This window comes from Paraburkholderia largidicola, from assembly GCF_013426895.1.
Classification (GTDB): Bacteria; Pseudomonadota; Gammaproteobacteria; order Burkholderiales; family Burkholderiaceae; genus Paraburkholderia; species Paraburkholderia largidicola.
This window is the reverse complement of the sequence record NZ_AP023175.1, coordinates 930,752-948,526: the sequence shown is the minus strand read 5'-3', so window position 1 is coordinate 948,526 and position 17,775 is coordinate 930,752. Positions and strand designations below refer to the sequence as shown.

Sequence of the window (17,775 nt, the reverse complement as noted above, 5' to 3'; positions counted from 1 at the left end):
CGAACAGCGTCGCAGACAAAAAACCAAAAGGAGCAAACATGAAAATCGGCTTCATAGGACTAGGCAACATGGGTGCGCCGATGGCGCTGAACCTGCTGAAAGCGGGCCACGCATTGAACGTCTTCGACCTGAACGCGCAAGCAGTAGAAACACTGAAACAAGCAGGCGCAAGACCGGCAAAAACTCCCAAAGAAGCATCGACGGACGTCGAATACGTCATCACGATGCTCCCGGCTTCAGCCCATGTAAAAACAGTGCTAACCGGCGAAGAAGGCATCCTCGCGGGCATCGCGAAGCACACCCCGATCATCGACTCGAGCACGATCGACCCAGCCAGCGTAAAAGCCTTCGCCGAACTGGCAACACAAAACGGCAACACCTTCGTCGACGCACCCGTCTCAGGCGGCACTGGCGGCGCAACAGCCGGCACACTGACCTTCATGGTCGGCAGCACCACACACCTATATGAACAGATAAAACCGGTCCTCTCGGCAATGGGCAAAAACATAGTCCATTGCGGCGAAACCTCGACCGGCCAGGTCGCCAAGATCTGCAACAACCTGGTGCTAGGCATCACGATGGCAGGCGTCTCCGAGGCCATGGCACTCGGCGAAAAGCTCGGCATCGACCCCCAGGTACTGGGCAAGATCATCAACACATCGACGGGCCGTTGCTGGAGCTCGGACACCTATAACCCGTTCCCCGGCGTCATCGACACCGCGCCGTCGACGCGCGGCTACACCGGCGGCTTCGGCACCGATCTCATGCTCAAGGACCTGGGCCTCGCCACGGACGCAGCAAAACTCGCCCGCCAACCCGTCTACCTCGGCGCACTCGCGCAACAGCTCTATCAGACGATGAGCGCGAACGGTGCCGGCAAGCTCGACTTTTCAGCCGTGATCAAGCTGTATCGCAAGGATGGAGACGCGTGATGATCGAACTCGACTACGCGCATGACGGCAGCGTCGCCGTGCTGACGCTGAAGCGCCCGCCCGCGAACGCATTCACGCCGGAAGGGCTATTGCAGCTGCAACACACCATCGAACGACTGAACGGCGACGCGCAAGTGCGTGCCATCGTGATCACGGGCGACGGCCCGAAATTCTTCAGCGCTGGCGCCGATCTCAACACCTTCGCCGACGGCAACAAGGAAATCGCGCGACAAGCGGCATCGCGCTTCGGCGCGGCGTTCGAGACGCTGCAAAACGCGCGGCCCGTCGTGATTGCGGCAATCAACGGCTATGCGATGGGCGGCGGGCTCGAATGCGCGCTCGCGTGCGATATCCGCATTGCCGAGCAGCACGCGGTGATGGCCTTGCCGGAAACGGCCGTCGGGCTGCTGCCGTGCGGCTGCGGCACGCAGACGCTGCCGTGGCTCGTCGGCGAAGGCTGGGCGAAGCGCATCGTGCTGACGGGCGAGCGCGTCGATGCGGCAACGGCGCTGCGCATCGGGCTCGTCGAGGAAGTGGTCGAGAAAGGCGCGGCGCGCGACTTCGCGCTGCAGATGGCGGCGCGCGTCGCGGGCCTGAGTCCGCAGGCCGTCACGTTCAGCAAGGAACTGATCCAGCAGGCGCGCAACGGCGTACCGCGCAAGGCGGCACTGGCCGTGGAGCGCGAGCGCTTCGTCGATCTGTTCGACGGCGCCGATCAGCGCGAGGGCGTCAACGCGTTCCTCGAAAAGCGCCCGCCGAAGTGGCAGGGCGCGCAATCGAAGGAGTCGCAGCGATGAGCGCAGTTCTCAAGGAGCAAAGCGTGCACGAAGCCGACGTGCTGTTTCGCGTCGTCAATCGCGTCGCCATCGTCACGCTGAACCGTCCGGCCGCGCTGAACGCGTTGTCGCACGAGATGGTGCGCGAACTGGCCGTGCTGATCGAGCGCTGCCGCACCGATAGCGAGATCGTCGCTGTCGTCCTGCGCGGCGCGGGCGCGAAAGGTTTCTGCGCGGGCGGCGATGTGCGCGCGCTGTTCGGCATGCGGCAGCGCAACGAAAAAAGCTGGCAGCAGTTCTTCATCGACGAATACCGGCTCGACTACGCGCTGCATACCTTTCCGAAGCCCGTTGTCGCGCTGCTCGACGGCATCACGATGGGCGGCGGCATGGGGCTCGGCCAGGCGGCGCGGCTGCGCATCGTCACCGAGCGTACGAAGATCGCGATGCCGGAGACGCGCATCGGCTTTCTGCCCGACGTCGGCGCGACGCGTTTTCTGAGCGTGATGCCCGCGGAGATCGAACTGTATGTGGGGCTGACGGGCGTGACGCTGTCTGGCGCGGAAGCCTTGCGCTTCCAGTTGGCGGATCTATGCGTGCCGTCCGAATGGCTCGATACGTTCGAAGAGCGTCTGTTGCGCATTACCACTGCCGACGTCGCCAACGACGAACTGCTGCGCGCCTTGCGCACCGTCTTCGAGCCGCCGTGCAATATCGTCCCGCACGCGGGGCTCGGCGCATTCACGCAGCTGATCTTGCGTCACTTCGACCGGCGCTCGAGCGTCGAACGGATTGTCGCGACACTGCGTCAGGATCTGGAGCGCGAGCACGCGCGTGAGGTCCGTCAGTGGCTGCAAGCAACGTACGAAGCGTTGACCTCGCATTCGCCGACCATGCTGTACGTCACGCGCGACGCGTTGTTGCGCGGCCGTCAGATGACGCTCGCCGAATGTTTCCGGATGGAACTGGGCATCGTCACGCGCGCGATCGAAGAGGGCGATTTCAGCGAAGGCGTGCGCGCGCATCTGGTCGACAAGGACCGCAAGCCGCGCTGGGCACCCGCGACGCTGGCTGAAGTGCGGCCCGAGCGCGTGCGGCATTTCCTGTCGTCGCCATGGCGCGCGCAGGCGCATCCTCTGGCTGACCTCGGCGTCGAGCAAGCGCTCGCATGAACGCGCGCCGCGCCTAGAACCGATAACCGATACCGCCCATCAGCACATCCGTATCGCGGCTGTAGCGCGTGACGACGCGATTCCACGTCACGCGCGCCGCCCAGTGCTGCGTGAAGCGATACGACGCCGACGCCGATACGATGCCTGACAGCACGCCATCGCCCGTCGAGCGTTCGTCTGGGTCTTCGCCATGATGAATCGCGGCATACGCGCCCGCACCGAAACCGAGCGTCAAATGATCGTCGAGAAACGCGCGCGTCAGCCATAACTGCGCCGTGAGCCCGTCGCGGCGCGCTTTCAGGCCGCCGCCTTCGTGCAGATAGCCGAGCGTGCCGTCGAGCCAATGCGTGAGCCCGCGCCGGTATTCAATCGACTCGGCCACGGACGTCTGCGATTCCAGGCTGTTGAGAATGGTCTGGCCGACCATCACCGTGACTTCGTTGTTCGTCACGTCATGTGTGCGCGGCAGCGCCCAGGCGCGCGGGCCCGGCTCGTCGGGCGCGTCGAGCTGATAGCCGACGCCGAGCAGTACGGCCGTCGTCGAAGGTCCGCGCGACACCTGGATACGGTTGAGTTGCAGGCTGGTCGTCCAGCGGCGCGTCGTGTACCAGGTGGCCCGCGCGCTGAACAGGCCGCCCCAGCCGTGCGTGTTCGAATAGCCCTGGCCCTGTTCGGCCGCCTCCGTATCGAAGTATCGATACGGCCCGACGCCGAGCGCAAACACGAAACGGTTCTGCGCAAGCGGCAGACGCCCCCATATCTGCACCGCCTGGCCGTCGCGGTGATGGTCCGGCATATGCCCTTCGTTCAGCCATGTGATGCTGCCCGCGACGTATCTTCCAAAGCCTTCCGTATAGTCGATCGCCCACGAGTAGGTGTTCGTGCTGGCGCCTCCGAGCCAGCCGCCGTACAGCGCGATTTCCTGCGCCTGCGCGCTGCGGGCCGACAGCGCGCAGGCCATACCCACCAGCAGCAACGGTTTCCAACGGTGGCGCGGTTTCTTCTTCATCGTGTTCACGGATATGCTCTTTGAATCGAAATCATTCTGAATCAGTAGAGCGATTTGTGCGCTGCAAGGGGCAGATGTAACGGTTACCGTTTTTTGCAGCGGGGCACGCGAGGCCGGGTATCGCGCTTGCTTCGTCTGATGAGTCTGTCGATCGATCTGACCTATCAGACGGCTGGATAGTCAGAGGCGCGGATCGCGTTTGTGGTGCGGAGGTTGGCGGCACGCCACCGGCGCGTCCGCGAATCGACGCCTATACTTTTCGCTTGTCCATCGGTGCTCCACGTCACGGCGACGGTGTCGCGCGGTCGTGTCGAGCGCCATCTGGCATTCGACAGTCTTCCTTCCGATCGTCCCCTTCCGATTGCTGCATGGAGATTTCCCGATGCCCCATACCATCGCCCGACCCGAAGTCACTCCGCAGGACGCCAATCCGCCGGGCAGTACGCCACACACGCAATCGTCGTCGAGCGTCACGATTCCCGTCGAACTGAACGTGAACGGCACGACTTACGCGCTGTCGCTCGATCCGCGCACGACCCTGCTCGATGCGTTGCGCGAGCATCTGCATCTGACCGGCACGAAAAAAGGCTGCGACCACGGCCAGTGCGGCGCGTGCACCGTGCACGTGAACGGCCGCCGCCAGAACGCCTGTCTGTCGTTCGCGGCCACGCACGAAGGCGACACGATTACGACGATCGAAGGCATCGGCGAGCCCGACGCGCTGCACCCGATGCAGGCCGCGTTCGTCGAGTGCGACGGCTATCAGTGCGGCTACTGCACGTCCGGTCAGATCATGTCGGCCGTCGCGCTGCTCGACGAAGCGATCGGCCCCGACGACGCCGACGTGCGCGAAGCGATGAGCGGCAACCTGTGCCGCTGCGGCGCCTACCAGAACATCGTGACGGCCATCCAGACCGTGCGCGGCAAGCGCTAGGAGGCCACGATGGAACTGTTCCAGCTTTCGCGCGCCGACGACATGCGCGACGCGATCGTCGCGGGCGCTGCGTCGCAGACGGCGCAACAGGGCGCGCAGGTGCGCTTTCTCGCGGGCGGCACGACGCTGCTCGATCTGATGAAACTCGATGTGGAGAAGCCGGCGCGCGTGGTCGATATCAGCCGCTTGCCACTCGACCGCGTCGAAACGACCGACGAGGGCGGCGTGCGAATCGGCGCAATGGTGCGCAACGCCGACCTCGCGATGAACCCGCTGATTCACGAGCCCTACGCTGTGCTGTCGCAGGCGCTGCTGGCGGGCGCATCCGCGCAGTTGCGCAACATGGCGACGACGGGCGGCAATCTGCTGCAGCGCACGCGCTGCGTCTACTTCCGCGATACGGCGATGCCGTGCAACAAGCGCGTGCCCGGTTCCGGCTGTTCTGCCATCACCGGCTTCAACCGGACGATGGCGATACTCGGTACGAGCGACGCATGTATTGCGACCAATCCGTCGGATATGAACGTCGCGCTCGCGGCGCTCGGCGCGACGGTGCAGATTCAGGGGACGAAGGGCGCGCGCAGCGTTCCGATCGACGATTTCTACCTGCTGCCGGGCGACACGCCGGAGCGCGAAACCGTGCTCGAACCTGGCGATCTCGTCACACATGTCACGTTGCCTCCGATTCCGGGCAGCCGCTCGCTGTATCTGAAGCTGCGCGACCGCGCGTCGTATGAGTTCGCGCTGGCGTCGGCGGCCGTCGTCGTCAATGTGGCCGACGGGCGCATCACGCGCGCCCATGTCGCGCTCGGCGGTGTCGGTACGAAGCCGTGGCACGCGCGCGAAGCCGAAGCCGAACTCGCGGGGGCCGTGCCCGACGCAGCGAGCTTCGCGCGCGCCGCCGACGCCGCGCTCGCGAATGCGAAAGCGCAGAGCCAGAACGGCTTCAAGATCGAACTATCGAGGCGCTGCCTGATACATGCATTGACGCAGGTCATGCAGTCCGTCTGAAACCTTTTCGAGGACTTCTTTCCATGTCAGCTGTGTCCGATTCAATGCTGTCCATCATCGGGCAGCCGCAGTCGCGCATCGACGGTCCGCTGAAAGTGACCGGGCGCGCGCAGTACACCTCCGATATCGACTTGCCCGACATGTTGTACGCGGTGCCCGTGTGCGCGACGATCGCGAGCGGCCGCGTCACGTCGCTGGAATTTGCTGCCGCAGAGGCGATGCCCGGCGTGCGCGCGGTTCTGCATCGCGGCAACATTGGCCGCTTCTATCGCATTTCTGGCAACTCGATGGAGACGGGCTTCGTCGATGAAGCGCGCCCGCCGTTCGAGGACGATGTCATCCGCTATTACGGACAGTACGTGGCCGCCGTCGTCGCCGAGACCTTCGAGGCGGCAAGCAACGCCGCGGCGGCCGTGAAGGTCGGCTATGAAAAGACGGCGCATGACGTCAGCGACAAACTCGAAGCGAAGGACGAGTTGCACGTCCAGAGCGAGCGCGGCGATTCGGCATCCGCATTCGACACCAGCGAAACGACGCTTGACGAGACCTATGTCACGCCAGTCGAAACGCACAACCCGATCGAGCTGCACGCGACTGTCGCGCAGTGGGACGGCGAGGGCTACACGTTCTACGAGACCACGCAGGCGGTGTCGAACCATCAGGGCACGTTGATGCAGATGCTCGGCCTGCCCAAAGAGAAAGTGCGCGTGATCTCGCGCTATCTCGGCTCGGGCTTCGGCGGCAAGCTGTGGATGTGGCCGCACTCGCTGCTCGCGGCGGCTGCGACGCGTCACACGGGGCAACCGGTGAAGCTGGTCGTGAGCCGCAAGATGATGTTCCAGAACGTCGGCCATCGACCGACGACGCAGCAGCGCATGCGTCTTTCCGCCGATCGCAGCGGCAAGCTCACGTCGATTCGCCACGACTACCTGAACCACACCGCGATCGCCGATGACTACGAAGAAAGCTGCGGCGAGATCACGCCGTTCTTGTACAGCGTGCCGAATCTGCGCGTGAGTTCAGGTCTCGTGCGACGCAACGTCGGCTCGCCGACGGCGATGCGCGGACCGGGCGCGGTGCCGGGTTTGTATGCGCTCGAATCGGCGATGAACGAACTCGCTCGCAAGCTCGATATCGACCCCGTCGAATTCCGTTTGAGAAACGAGCCGAAGGTGGATGAATCGACGGGCTTGCCGTTTTCGTCGCGGCATCTCGTCGAGTGTCTGACGACAGGCGCGGAAAAGTTCGGCTGGGCGCAGCGCACGCCGGAAGTCGGGTCGATGACGCGCGACGGGCTGACGCTCGGCTGGGGCGTCGGCGCATGCGGCTGGCCGGGGCTGCGTTTTTCGGCGGAGGCAACGGTCGATCTGCACGCGGACGGCACGGCGCGCGTCGTGTGCGGCACGCAGGACATCGGCACGGGCACGTACACGATTCTGGCGCAACTGGTCGCGGGGCACACGGGCATTCCGCTCGACAAGATCGAAGTCGTGCTCGGCGACACGATGCTGCCGGTCGGACCGATATCGGGCGGCTCGGCGGCGACGGCTTCCGTGATTCCCGCGGTGCTGCAGGCGGCGCGCGCGGCAACGGACATGGTGCTGGCGCGGGCCGTCGCTATCGACGAGTCGCCATTTAAGGGGCGGACAAGGACGCGCTCGCGTTCGGCGCGGGACGTGTGTTTCGCAAGACGGATGCGGCGGAGAAGGGCGTGCCGTTCGCTGAGATCCTGCAGGCCGCGAAGATGCACGCGGCGTCAGGCAAGGGCAGCGCGCAGGGCGGCTTCGACGATCCGTTGAAGAAGCATTATTCGATTTACTCGTATGGCGCGCATTTCGCCGAAGTGACGTGGCAGCCGGAGACGGCGCGGCTACGTGTGAGCCGCATCGTGACGGTGATCGACGCGGGGCGGATTCTGAATCCGCGCGCCGGGCGCAATCAGATCGAAGGAGCGGTAGTGATGGGTGTCGGTATGGCGCTCTTCGAGCATACGATGTATGACGCGCAGAACGGTGCGCCTATCAATAGCAATTTTGCTGATTACATCATTGCTTCGCATGCGGATACGCCCGCGCTCGATGTGACGTTTCTGGATTATCCCGATCCGGTGTTCAACGAGCTTGGCGCGCGGGGGATTGCTGAGATCGGGCTGGCCGGGGTCGCGGCGGCGATTACGGATGCCGTGCATCATGCGACGGGTGTCAGAGTGCGGAGGTTGCCGGTGATGATTGAGGATGTGATTGCCGGGGAGGCATAGGGCTTGGGGTTTTTGCTGGTGTATTCGCTGGCATCCGCGATTTGCTTCTGGTTCGCAAGCGTTGCCCCGCACAGGGGCAACGCTTGCGAACCAATAACATCACGCGGATGCCACCGCAAAGCCAAACGCACCGAACGGCAAAACCTGAAGCAAAAAACCAAACCGCGGACGCCCGAGAAAAGCCCGACAAACCGCGAAAACGAAGCCTCACACCTCCCCAACCACCTCAGCCCCAGCCGCAGGCTTCACCGCGCCACCGGCGGTGGCATCACCCGCACCACTCACGCGCCCAATCCACACACACGCGAGCACCCCGGCAGCCGCCGCCAGCCATCCAACAGTCCCATAACCCGCTATCTGCCCCTGCGCAGTCGTCGACAGCAACAGACCGCCGAACCACGCCCCGCAACCGGTGCCCATCGCCTGCACCGCGCTGTTAGCGCTAAGAAACGCACCCCGGGTCTGCGGCGCCGGCACCGTCGTGAGCAGTGCCTGCATCGGCACCATGCGCGACGACATCGCAACCATGAACACGGGAAAGAACAGCACCATCACATAAAACGGCACATCGGGCAGATGCGTGACGAACAGCACAGGCAACACCGACAGCAACGCAGCGATACGGAACACGCGCTTCTTGCCGTAGCGATCGGCAAGTTCCCCAACCCGGCGCGACGTGAAGAAGGTTGCCGCACCGCCGGCCATATACAGCCACGACAGATTGGCGGGCGCGATGCCGTGATTCGCGACGAGCGTCGGCGCGATGAACGGAATCACCAGCATGTGCCCAATCATCACGACGAAGGTCAGCGCAAACGCATTCAGATGCCGCGGATTCGCGAAGAGACTCCACAGATCCGGCAACACCTGCGCGAGCGGCACGCGTTGTCTCTGCAGATGCTCGGTCAGCGACGGCACCATGCGCAGCCCGCCCATCCAGATCACGCAGGACAATATGACCAGCAACACGAACGGCGATGCCCAGCCGAAATGCGCGCCGAGCATCACGCCCGCCGGCACGCCCGCGATCGCCGCCAGCGAGAAGGCCGTCATGATCGTGCCCGTCGCCGCACCGCGCCGCGCGACGGGAATCACGTCGCCGACGATCGCCATCACCACCGAAGCCAGCACGCCACCCGTAATGCCCGCGAACGCGCGCGCCACCAGCAGCAGCGGAAAGTTCGGCGCGAGCGCACAGCCGAGGTTCGACAGCGCGAACAGCGCGTAAATGGCAAGCAGCAGACGCCGCCGGTCGAAACGGTCGATATACGTGGCGGCCAGCAGGCCCGATAGCCCGGAGCACCACGAATACGCCGAAACGGCCGTCGCGAACCGCGCGGGCGAGATCTGGAACGCGTGCATGATCTGCGGGCCGAGCGGCATCATCACCATGAAATCCATGATGATCGTGAATTGCGTGAGCGCGAGCAGCCACAACAGGCGCCGCTCGTGTGATTCGTTCAATGAGAGCAATGCATGGCTCCGTTCGATTGAGGCGTCAGTCGTTGAGATTCTCGTGGACGGCCTGCTCGCCCTGTTTCCAGTACGCGGACGCGCGGATGCGCGATTTGTCGATGCCGCGTTCGTTGACGAGGAACGCGCGCACCGCGCGCATCGTGGCCGCTTCGCCCGCTGCCCACACGTAGCCTTCGCCGTCCGGCAAGAACGTCTCGCGCACCGCTTTCAGCAACTCTGCGCCTCGATACGCGTCTTCGCTGCGATAGCGCCATTCGATATACAGGTCGGTCTGCGTCTCGAACTCGATGCGCGCGGATCGATCGGCGACTTCGATCACGGCCGCGACGCGCGCGCCTTGCGGCAATTCCGCGAGACGCCGGCCGATGGCGGGCAGGGCGGTATCGTCGCCGATCAGCAGATGCCAGTCGAAGCCCGTCGGCACCACGAACGAGCCACGCGGCCCACCGATGCCGAGATACTGCCCGGCCTTCGCCTGCGCCGCCCATTCGGCGGCGGGACCAGCTTCGTGCATCGCGAACTCCAGGTCGAGTTCGCGCGCGTCGCGGTCGAAGCGCTTCGGCGTGAAATCGCGCGCGACGGGGCGCGGACGGTCGGCGGGAAATACGGGGCCGTCGGGGCCAGCCGTCGGCACGGTCGGTTTGTCTTCGCCGGGCGCGGGGAAGAACACTTTGATGTGATCGTCGAAGGACGCGGACACGAAGTCGTGCAGGTCGTCGCCCGTCAGCGTCACGCGGATCAGATGCGGCGTGACGGCCTCGACGTGTTTCACCTGCAAGAGGCGGAATTTCAGCGGATGACGCACGCGCGTCACGGTCAGATCGGTTCGGGTTGCTTGCATAGGATGTTCTCTCAATGTCGTTGGGGTCGGCTGCTTCAAGCAGGTTCGCCCGACGTCTTGCCGCCGTTTTCGCGCGGTTTGCTTTCGATGTCGGCCGTGGCGCGTGCGAGGATCGCCGCGATGCGCCGCTGCTCGTCTGGCGATGCGTTGTCGCGCAGCAGCAGCGCATGTTTCAGCGCGCGGCGCGCCTGCACGAATTCGGGCAGCCAGCCGCCGTATTCGCTCGCGTCGTCGCCTGCTTCACCCGGTTGGCCTTCGCCCGCGAACGCGCGGCGCACGGAGTCCATCTTGCGGGCGATATGCGAGAGCTTGGCGAGCATCAGGTCTGCGCGCTCGCGGTTGCCGGCGAGGTATTCGCGGCCCGCGTCGGCGAGCGAGTAGCGCTTGCGGTTGCCTTCGAGTTGCACGGTCACATAGCCGAGCTCTTCCAGATAGGTGAGCGCCGGGTAGACCATGCCGGGACTCGGCGTGTAGAAGCCGTTCGAGCGTGCTTCGAGCGCCTTGATCAGCTCGTAGCCGTGACGCGGCTGTTCGTCGATCAGCGCGAGCAGCAGCAGTTGCAGATCGTCGGACGTGAACTTGCGGCCGCGCGGGAAGCCGTCGCCCTCGCCGCCGAATCCTCCGCCGAAGCCGCCTCCGAACGGACCACCCGCACCGCCGCCGAACGGGCCGCCATGCCGGCCGCCGCCGCCGCGTGGGTGGCGGCCGATTGCGTCTCTGAACATCTGGAAGCGTTCGTAAAAGCCGAAGAACGAAGGGTCGCGGGCAAAGTCGGCGCCGCGGGCGAAGTCACGGGAAAAGCGGTGGTGGTGATGACGCATGTTGGCATCTCCGAGTGTCTTAAGATGTATCGTAAGATATATATCTAAAGATAGTTCGTCAAGACAAATCTCGATCAAATCTTCATTGCGACTTAGGGTTTGTACCTATTCCAACAACATTCAATTGTTCTGCAACGGCTTAATTGCGCAAGTCGTCCGGCCTACACTGCAAGCACTGAAACGCAAACGGGTGTTTGCGGAGATATCAAAGCCTGGAGGTAGGAATCATGAAACTCGTTCAATCGCTTGTTGTTGCTGCTGCCCTCGCAATTCCGGCTGTGTCGTCGTTCGCCCAATCCAGCGAGGAAGCTGCGCCTGCCAATGCTCAGATCGTGCAGACGAACGCTGCCGCGGCCGACGCGGGTGGCGTTGCCGATGGCAGCACGGCGTCGGGCACCCGTCACGAATTGCGTTCGTTCCGCAACGCGGTTGCCCGCGTTGGGCACAAGATCGAAGGCTCGATCCGCCCGGACGCGAATGATGGAATGAAGCCGGTGTATTTCGGCTCGTAACTTGCCGCGATGATGACATTGGGCTATGCCGACGAGCCGGTGGACGGCAGGATCGATTGTTGACGGCCTGGCCTGGAGGCGCGCGCTACGGCACGCGCGTCTGATTCCACACTTTGCTGCCGGAGCAGCCGCGTTTCTGAGTCGGTTCGTCTTTGCGCAGCTGGAATCGATGCAGTCTCAGAGATCGGAGTTGCTGCTGCGAACCTTAACCCTGTCTCATGCATGAGCCTTCAACAGGGATAGCGGCCTTCCGTTCAATTTCCCCCCGCAGACTTTGACGTTTCTCCCTATTTGCCCGGGAACGTCGCGTTGCACTGCGATGAAGCATGCACGCCCGCCGCATGCTAGCCTTGATGGGTTCCGGTCCCCAAACAGGGCTAAACGGACACATCAATGAATGCCGGTCCCCTCGATCCCGATTCTGTCGCGCGTTCGGCTTTCGTGCTGGCTGTGCGTCACGACGCGCTCGATCAGCCATGGCGCAGCATGCGCCGCGCGCAGTTCGTGCAAGTGACGGAAGGCGTGCTGGCCGTGCATACGGAGAACGGGCTGTGGGTCGCGCCCTCGCATCACGCTGTCTGGATGCTGCCGGGCGTGTTGCACAGGATGTCGTCGGCGGCGCCTGTCGTGCTGCGCATCCTGTACGCCGACGAAGACGCGTTGTCCATGCCCGCGCGCTGTTGCGTCATGGCCGTGAACGGTCTGATGGACGAGTTGCTCGGCGCGGCGTCCCAATTCGACGCGAGCGCGCCCGCCGATGCCGAGCAGTTGCGCCTGCTGGCCGTGATCGCCGACCGCGTGCCGCGGCTGACGGAGGTGGCGCTGTCGCTGATTTATCCGCGCGATCTGCGCGCGCGGCATATCGCCGATGCGCTCGCTGCCGACCCGGCGCGCGCCGGCGTGCTCGACGATTTCGCTGAGCAGGCGTCGATCACCGCCCGCACGGCGGCGCGACTTTTCTCGAAGGAAACAGAGCTGACGTTCGGCCAATGGCGCCAGCAACTACGCCTGTTGACGGCGCTGATGCGCCTCGGCTCAGGCGCGAGCGTCACGCAGGTGGCGCTCGAGGTCGGCTATAGCGACGTGTCGTCGTTTATCGCGGTGTTCAAGGACGCGCTGGGCGAGACGCCCGCGCGCTTTTTCCGCTAGCGTCAGGGCTCACGCAACACGGTCGTTGTCGGCTGACATCGGCCTCAATGCGCGCCCGACGCATCCGCGCCACCGCCGCCGCGCGCGGGGCGCGTGATCCAGATGAGCGGAATGATCAGCACGAAGATGATCGCCGACGCATAGAAGATGTCGTTCAGCCCCATCATTGCGGCCTGCGTGTTCACGGTGAAATCGAACAGTGCATTCGACGTCGATGGGCTGACGTGCAGCAGCGTCTGCGTGTTGTCGATCTGCTGCGCGAAGACGGGATTGTTCGCGTTGGCCTGCTCGGTCAGGCGCTCGTGATGCAGGATCGTGCGGCTGTTCCACGCGGTGCCCGCGATCGACGTGCCGACTGCGCCGCAAAACACGCGCACGAAGTTCGACAGACCCGCCGCCGCCGGCACCTTCGGCCCAGGTTGCCCGGACAGAATGATGGCCGTCAGCGGCACGAAGAACATCGCCATCGGAATGCCTTGCAGCAAGGTGGGCAGCACCAGATGCCACGTGTCGATCTCGACGACGTAGTTCGAGCGCATGAAGAACACGATCGCGAAGCCGACGAAGGCGAGCGTCGCGATGATGCGCGCGTCCGAGCGCGGCAGCACGCGGCCCATCACGGGCGCGAGGATCACCGCGAAGATGCCGAGCGGCGCGGTGACGAGACCCGCGTCGACGGAACGGTAGTTCAGGTATTCCTGCATCCATTGCGGCAACAGCACGAGGTTGCCGAAGAACACGCCATACGCGACCGAAATCGCGATCGTCCCGCCGAGGAAGTTGCGCTGCGTGAAGAGCCGCAAATCGACGATCGGGTTCGGCTCCGTCAGTTCCCAGACCAGGAAAAACGCGAAGCTGATGACGGCCGTGACCGCGAGCGCGACGATCACGGGCGAGCCGAACCAGTCAAGATCCTTGCCCTTGTCGAGCATGATCTGCAGCGACGCGACCCACGTGATGAGCAGGCCGAGGCCGACAATGTCGATGGGCAGCTTGCGGGTCGGCGTTTCGCGCGTGCGGTAGATCATCCACGTGACGCCCGCCGCGAAAATGCCGACGGGAATGTTGATGTAGAAGATCCACGACCACGAGTAACTATCCGTGATCCAGCCGCCGAGCGCGGGGCCCGCGATCGGGCCGACGGTCGCCGTCATCGCCCATAACGCGAGCGCCGTCGACGATTTCGCCTTCGGCCATGAGCTGAGCAGAATGGCTTGCGACAGCGGAATCAGCGGACCCGCGACCACGCCCTGCAATACGCGCGCAAACAGCAGAATGGGCAGCGACGGCGCGACGCCGCACAGCCACGATGCGATCACAAAGCCGAGAATCGCGCCGACGAACAGCTTGATCTGCCCGAAGCGCTGCGTGAACCAGCCCGTCAGCGGAATCGACACGGCGTTCGACGCAGCGAACACGGTGATGACCCACGTGCCTTCATCGACGGAGACGCCGAGGTTGCCCGAGATGGTTGGAATCGCAACGTTGGCGATCGAGGTGTCCAGCACGTTCATGAAGGTCGCAAGCGCGACGGCGAAGGTCGCGAGCGCCAGCTGCCCGCCCTGCAGCGGCGGCTGTGCGGGCGGGCCCGGCGGCCCGGCGGGCTTCGAAGGGGCGGACGACGCGTCGGGTTGGTTCGGTTCGCTCAAGCAGGCTCCGTCGGTGAAGAGGTGTCGCGCGACATGCGTTGCGTGGCATGCTCGCGCGGCGCAACATGCCGATGATAGTCGCAAGCGCCGAACGGCATCGGCCACGTGCACAGACGCAGGCGGAGAGCGAATCAGAAATGTGTTGTCCAGTGCCGCGTCGCGCGCCGATATCAGGTGTTGGGCGCCACCGACGTTTTGCGTGAAATCCACGCAAGATTGCGGGACGCGTCGTATGCTCCCGCCTGCGCGTGACATGCGTGACACGGCAGCGGTGCAGTGCCCGCGGTGTGCGCCGCGCAATATGAAAGGATGAAGGCGATGGCCTGGGAACAATTCGACAACGGCTGGCGGCTCGCACCCGCCGAAGGACCGGCGACCTCGCTGGTCGTGCTGCTGCATGGCGTCGGCAGCAATGCTCAGGACCTCGTGCCGCTCGCGGACATCTGGCGCGAAGCGCTGCCGCAGGCGGCCTTCACGTCGCTCGACGGCAGCGAGCCGTTCGACGGCGGCTTCGGCGGGCGTCAGTGGTTCAGCCTGCGCAATGTCGATGAGCAGAACCGCACGGGACGCGTCACGGCCGCCTGGCCCGCGCTACACAAGATGCTCGACGCGGAGCTTGCGCATCAGGGCCTCGGCTACGGGCAACTGGCGCTGGTCGGTTTCTCGCAAGGCTCGATGATGTCGCTGCATCACGTGGCGACGAATCCACAGGGCGCAGCCGTCGTGGTCGCGTTCTCGGGGCGGCTCGCGTCGCCGGTTACCGCGACGAGCGCCACGCCTGTGACGCTGATCCATGGCGAAGACGACGCCGTCATCTCCGTCGATGAAACCGAGCGTGCCGCGATCGCGCTGCACGACGCGGGCTTCGACGTCGAAGCGTTCGCACTGCCGGGCGTCGGCCACACGATTTCCGGCGAAGGCGTCGCACTGGGCCGCGAGGCCCTCGTGCGCGCGCTTGCGCCGCTCGCCCGCCGCTAAGTCCTTCGCATTCCAATCCTCTGCGTGATACGTCGAAACGGCCGCCTGTAAGCGGCCGTAAGACGTTTTCGAGTTCATTCTCCTAAAGTTCGCCGGGCATCTGCCGATATGCGATCAATACCCGGAAAAAGTTTCCGAGGAACGCACGCGCAGCATGGCTGCGCTGTACGTTTGACATTTCCGCTGCAGCATACGCAGCTCACTTCTTTCAAAAGAGCCTGAACATGGCCAGATCGAATGCGCAGTCATCGCTGTTTGGACGCCTTTTCCGCTCGTCCGTGGCGGTCGATCTCGGCACTGCCAATACGCTGATCTATACCGACGACGGCGGCATTGTGCTCAACGAACCCTCCGTGGTCTGCTTCGACAAGCACGAGACGCCGGGACGCAAGCGCGTCGCGCTGGTCGGGAGCGAGGCCAAGCAGATGCTCGGTCGCGTGCCCGTCAACCTCGAAGCGGTGCGGCCGATGCGCCACGGCGTGATCGCCAATTTCCCCGCCGCCGAGCACATGATCCGGCAGTTCGTCGATATGGCGCGTCCGCGTCCGTTCTTCGCGCGCCGCGCCGCGTTCACGATCTGCGTGCCGTCCGGCGCGACCCAGGTGGAGCGCCGCGCGATCCGCGAGGCGGCTGCTGCGGCAGGCGCATGGAAGGTCAACCTGATCGACGAGTCGCTCGCGTCGGCCGTTGGTGCGGGTTTGCCGGTGTCGTCGGCAACGGGCTCGATGGTGGTCGATATCGGCGGGGGCACGACGGAAATCGGCGTGATCGCGCTGGGGGGCACGGCGTACAACGGCTCGATTCGCATCGGCGGCGACCAGTTCGATGCCGCCATCATCAAGCACGTGCGCAACAACTTCGGCGTGCTGCTCGGCGAGCAGACGGCCGAGCACGTGAAGAAGACCATCGGCTCGGCGCTCGCCGTCGTGCCGCCGGATACGATGCGCGCAACGGGGCGCGGCGTCGACGACGGCCTGCCGCGCACGGTCGAACTGTCGACGCAGGATGTGGTCGACGCCATCGCCGCGCCGCTGCGCCAGGTGCTGATCGCCGTGAAGGCCGCGCTCGAAAACGCGCCGCCCGAACTCGTCACCGATATCGCGGACGCAGGCATCGTGCTGACGGGCGGCGGCGCGCTGCTCGGCAATCTCGCGCGCTATTTCAGCAACGAGCTGGGTCTCGAGGTGCGCGTCGCCGACGAGCCGCTCACGTGCGCCGTGCGCGGTGCCGGTGCGGCGGCGAGTGCAGGGCTGCTCGATATGGGCGCGTACGACTGACGCAATCGTTTGACATTGCTTACAGCGCGCTTTCCGTGGCGCGCGTTTGTGCCGGCGTCATGTGACAATGAGGCTTTTACGGCGCGCATATCGTGCATAATGCGCGCCTTTTCATTTGCCTCTTTCAGTGAATCAGACTTCCGCTTCATCCGCACTTTCCATCGAACTGCCCAACGGCTTGCGCATGCCGTACGTCGAACAGGGCGAAGGCGAACTGCTGCTTTTCGTGCATGGCTCGCTGTGCGATTACCGCTACTGGGAGCCGCAACTCGCGGGTTTGTCGAAGCGTTTTCGATGCGTGGCCGTGAGCCTCACGCATTACTGGCCGGCTGTCGATACGCCTGCCACGATCCCGTTCAGCTGGAGCAATCATGCGGATGAAGTCGCGCAATTCATCGAGCGCTTTGGCGCGGGACCTGCGCATGTCGTGGGTCATTCGCGCGGCGGCTGTGTCGCGTATCACTTCGCGCGGCGTCATGGCCAGCATGTGAAGACACTGACGCTCGCCGATCCCGGCGGGCCGTTGCAGATTGCGGGGCGCGCACCCGCGAGCTTGCCGGAGACGGTCAACGCGTTGCGCGCGCGTGCCGCGCTACTGATCGAAGAGGGCGAGGTCGACGCGGGCCTGCAACTGTTCGTCGATTCCGTGAGCCGCCCGGGTTTCTGGGCGAAGAGCACGCCGGGCTTCCGGCGCATGGCGACGGATAACGCGCATACGCTCGCGCGCCAGTTCCGCGATCCGCTGCCGGCTTATACACCCGACAGCGCGAATGATGTGAAGTGCCCGGTGCTGCTGATCGACGGCGAGAAGAGTCCGCTGATGTTCCGGCGTGCGGCCGAAACGCTCGCGTCATGGTTGCCCGATGCGCGGCGCGAAACGGTGATGGGCGCATCGCATGGCATGAACCTCGCGCATCCCGCCGCCTTCAACCGTTTCGTCGACGCGTTCATTCAAGGCACGCGTTGAGCCTCTTGTAAAGC

General features: G+C 64.6%; 15 protein-coding genes and 1 pseudogene. 11 read left to right on the top strand and 5 right to left on the bottom strand.

Translation table 11 applies throughout. The features are described from left to right. Positions 1-38: 38 nt before the first annotated feature. The 3 genes from mmsB to PPGU16_RS20830 are packed head-to-tail and all read left to right on the top strand — an operon-like array spanning position 39 to position 2,880. The gene (mmsB, locus tag PPGU16_RS20840; protein ID WP_180724658.1) at positions 39-932 is read left to right on the top strand and encodes a 3-hydroxyisobutyrate dehydrogenase; all 894 of its coding nucleotides are present in this window, start codon (positions 39-41) and stop codon (positions 930-932) included. Then, complete coding sequence (locus PPGU16_RS20835) at positions 932-1,729, top strand: enoyl-CoA hydratase (RefSeq protein WP_180724657.1); 798 nt, start codon at positions 932-934, stop codon at positions 1,727-1,729. Before mmsB ends, PPGU16_RS20835 begins: the two co-directional genes overlap by 1 nt. Further along, positions 1,726-2,880: an enoyl-CoA hydratase/isomerase family protein gene (locus PPGU16_RS20830; protein WP_180724656.1), complete on the top strand. Its 1,155-nt coding sequence runs from the start codon at positions 1,726-1,728 to the stop codon at positions 2,878-2,880. Before PPGU16_RS20835 ends, PPGU16_RS20830 begins: the two co-directional genes overlap by 4 nt. Positions 2,881-2,893: 13 nt before the next feature. On the opposite strand, the gene PPGU16_RS20825 is transcribed toward PPGU16_RS20830, so the two are convergent. After that, positions 2,894-3,889, bottom strand: coding sequence for a hypothetical protein (locus PPGU16_RS20825; protein ID WP_180725160.1), 996 nt, complete (start codon positions 3,887-3,889; stop codon positions 2,894-2,896). A gap of 382 nt (positions 3,890-4,271) precedes the next feature. Here PPGU16_RS20825 and PPGU16_RS20820 point away from each other — a divergent pair, with 382 nt between their 5' ends. The 3 genes and pseudogenes from PPGU16_RS20820 to PPGU16_RS20810 all read left to right on the top strand — a co-directional run bounded on the left by PPGU16_RS20820 (position 4,272) and on the right by PPGU16_RS20810 (position 8,091). Continuing rightward, entirely contained in the window at positions 4,272-4,823 is a 552-nt protein-coding gene (locus PPGU16_RS20820) for a (2Fe-2S)-binding protein (protein ID WP_180724655.1), read from the top strand. Positions 4,824-4,832: 9 nt separating this feature from the next. Then, positions 4,833-5,834: an FAD binding domain-containing protein gene (locus PPGU16_RS20815; RefSeq protein WP_274599989.1), complete on the top strand. Its 1,002-nt coding sequence runs from the start codon at positions 4,833-4,835 to the stop codon at positions 5,832-5,834. 23 nt (positions 5,835-5,857) lie between these two features. Then, positions 5,858-8,091, top strand: a pseudogene (locus PPGU16_RS20810) (xanthine dehydrogenase family protein molybdopterin-binding subunit). A 207-nt stretch (positions 8,092-8,298) separates the two neighbouring features. Here PPGU16_RS20810 and PPGU16_RS20805 read toward each other — a convergent pair. From PPGU16_RS20805 to PPGU16_RS20795, 3 genes are read right to left on the bottom strand one after another with little or no spacing between them, the layout of a single operon-like run. Beyond that, positions 8,299-9,564, bottom strand: coding sequence for an MFS transporter (locus PPGU16_RS20805; RefSeq protein ID WP_180724654.1), 1,266 nt, complete (start codon positions 9,562-9,564; stop codon positions 8,299-8,301). Positions 9,565-9,589: 25 nt separating this feature from the next. Continuing rightward, positions 9,590-10,408, bottom strand: coding sequence for a siderophore-interacting protein (locus tag PPGU16_RS20800; protein WP_180724653.1), 819 nt, complete (start codon positions 10,406-10,408; stop codon positions 9,590-9,592). 35 nt (positions 10,409-10,443) lie between these two features. Beyond that, positions 10,444-11,229 (bottom strand): PadR family transcriptional regulator, encoded by a 786-nt coding sequence (locus tag PPGU16_RS20795; protein WP_180724652.1) that lies wholly within the window; start codon positions 11,227-11,229, stop codon positions 10,444-10,446. A gap of 227 nt (positions 11,230-11,456) precedes the next feature. Here PPGU16_RS20795 and PPGU16_RS20790 point away from each other — a divergent pair, with 227 nt between their 5' ends. Both PPGU16_RS20790 and PPGU16_RS20785 read left to right on the top strand, forming a co-directional pair. Next, positions 11,457-11,741, top strand: coding sequence for a hypothetical protein (locus tag PPGU16_RS20790; protein ID WP_180724651.1), 285 nt, complete (start codon positions 11,457-11,459; stop codon positions 11,739-11,741). Positions 11,742-12,134: 393 nt separating this feature from the next. Beyond that, on the top strand, positions 12,135-12,890 hold the full coding sequence (locus PPGU16_RS20785) for an AraC family transcriptional regulator (protein WP_180724650.1): 756 nt from the start codon (positions 12,135-12,137) through the stop codon (positions 12,888-12,890). A 44-nt stretch (positions 12,891-12,934) separates the two neighbouring features. Here the strand turns inward: PPGU16_RS20785 and PPGU16_RS20780 are convergent, their stop codons facing one another. Further along, positions 12,935-14,539, bottom strand: coding sequence for a DHA2 family efflux MFS transporter permease subunit (locus PPGU16_RS20780; RefSeq protein ID WP_180724649.1), 1,605 nt, complete (start codon positions 14,537-14,539; stop codon positions 12,935-12,937). 318 nt (positions 14,540-14,857) lie between these two features. On the opposite strand from PPGU16_RS20780, the gene PPGU16_RS20775 reads away from it, so the two are divergent. The 3 genes from PPGU16_RS20775 (at position 14,858) to PPGU16_RS20765 (ending at position 17,761) form a co-directional block, all read left to right on the top strand. Continuing rightward, entirely contained in the window at positions 14,858-15,517 is a 660-nt protein-coding gene (locus tag PPGU16_RS20775; RefSeq protein ID WP_180724648.1) for an alpha/beta hydrolase, read from the top strand. Between the two features lie 224 nt (positions 15,518-15,741). Next, entirely contained in the window at positions 15,742-16,794 is a 1,053-nt protein-coding gene (locus tag PPGU16_RS20770) for a rod shape-determining protein (RefSeq protein ID WP_180724647.1), read from the top strand. A 184-nt stretch (positions 16,795-16,978) separates the two neighbouring features. After that, positions 16,979-17,761, top strand: coding sequence for an alpha/beta fold hydrolase (locus PPGU16_RS20765; protein WP_180725158.1), 783 nt, complete (start codon positions 16,979-16,981; stop codon positions 17,759-17,761). The last annotated feature ends 14 nt before the right edge of the window (positions 17,762-17,775 follow it).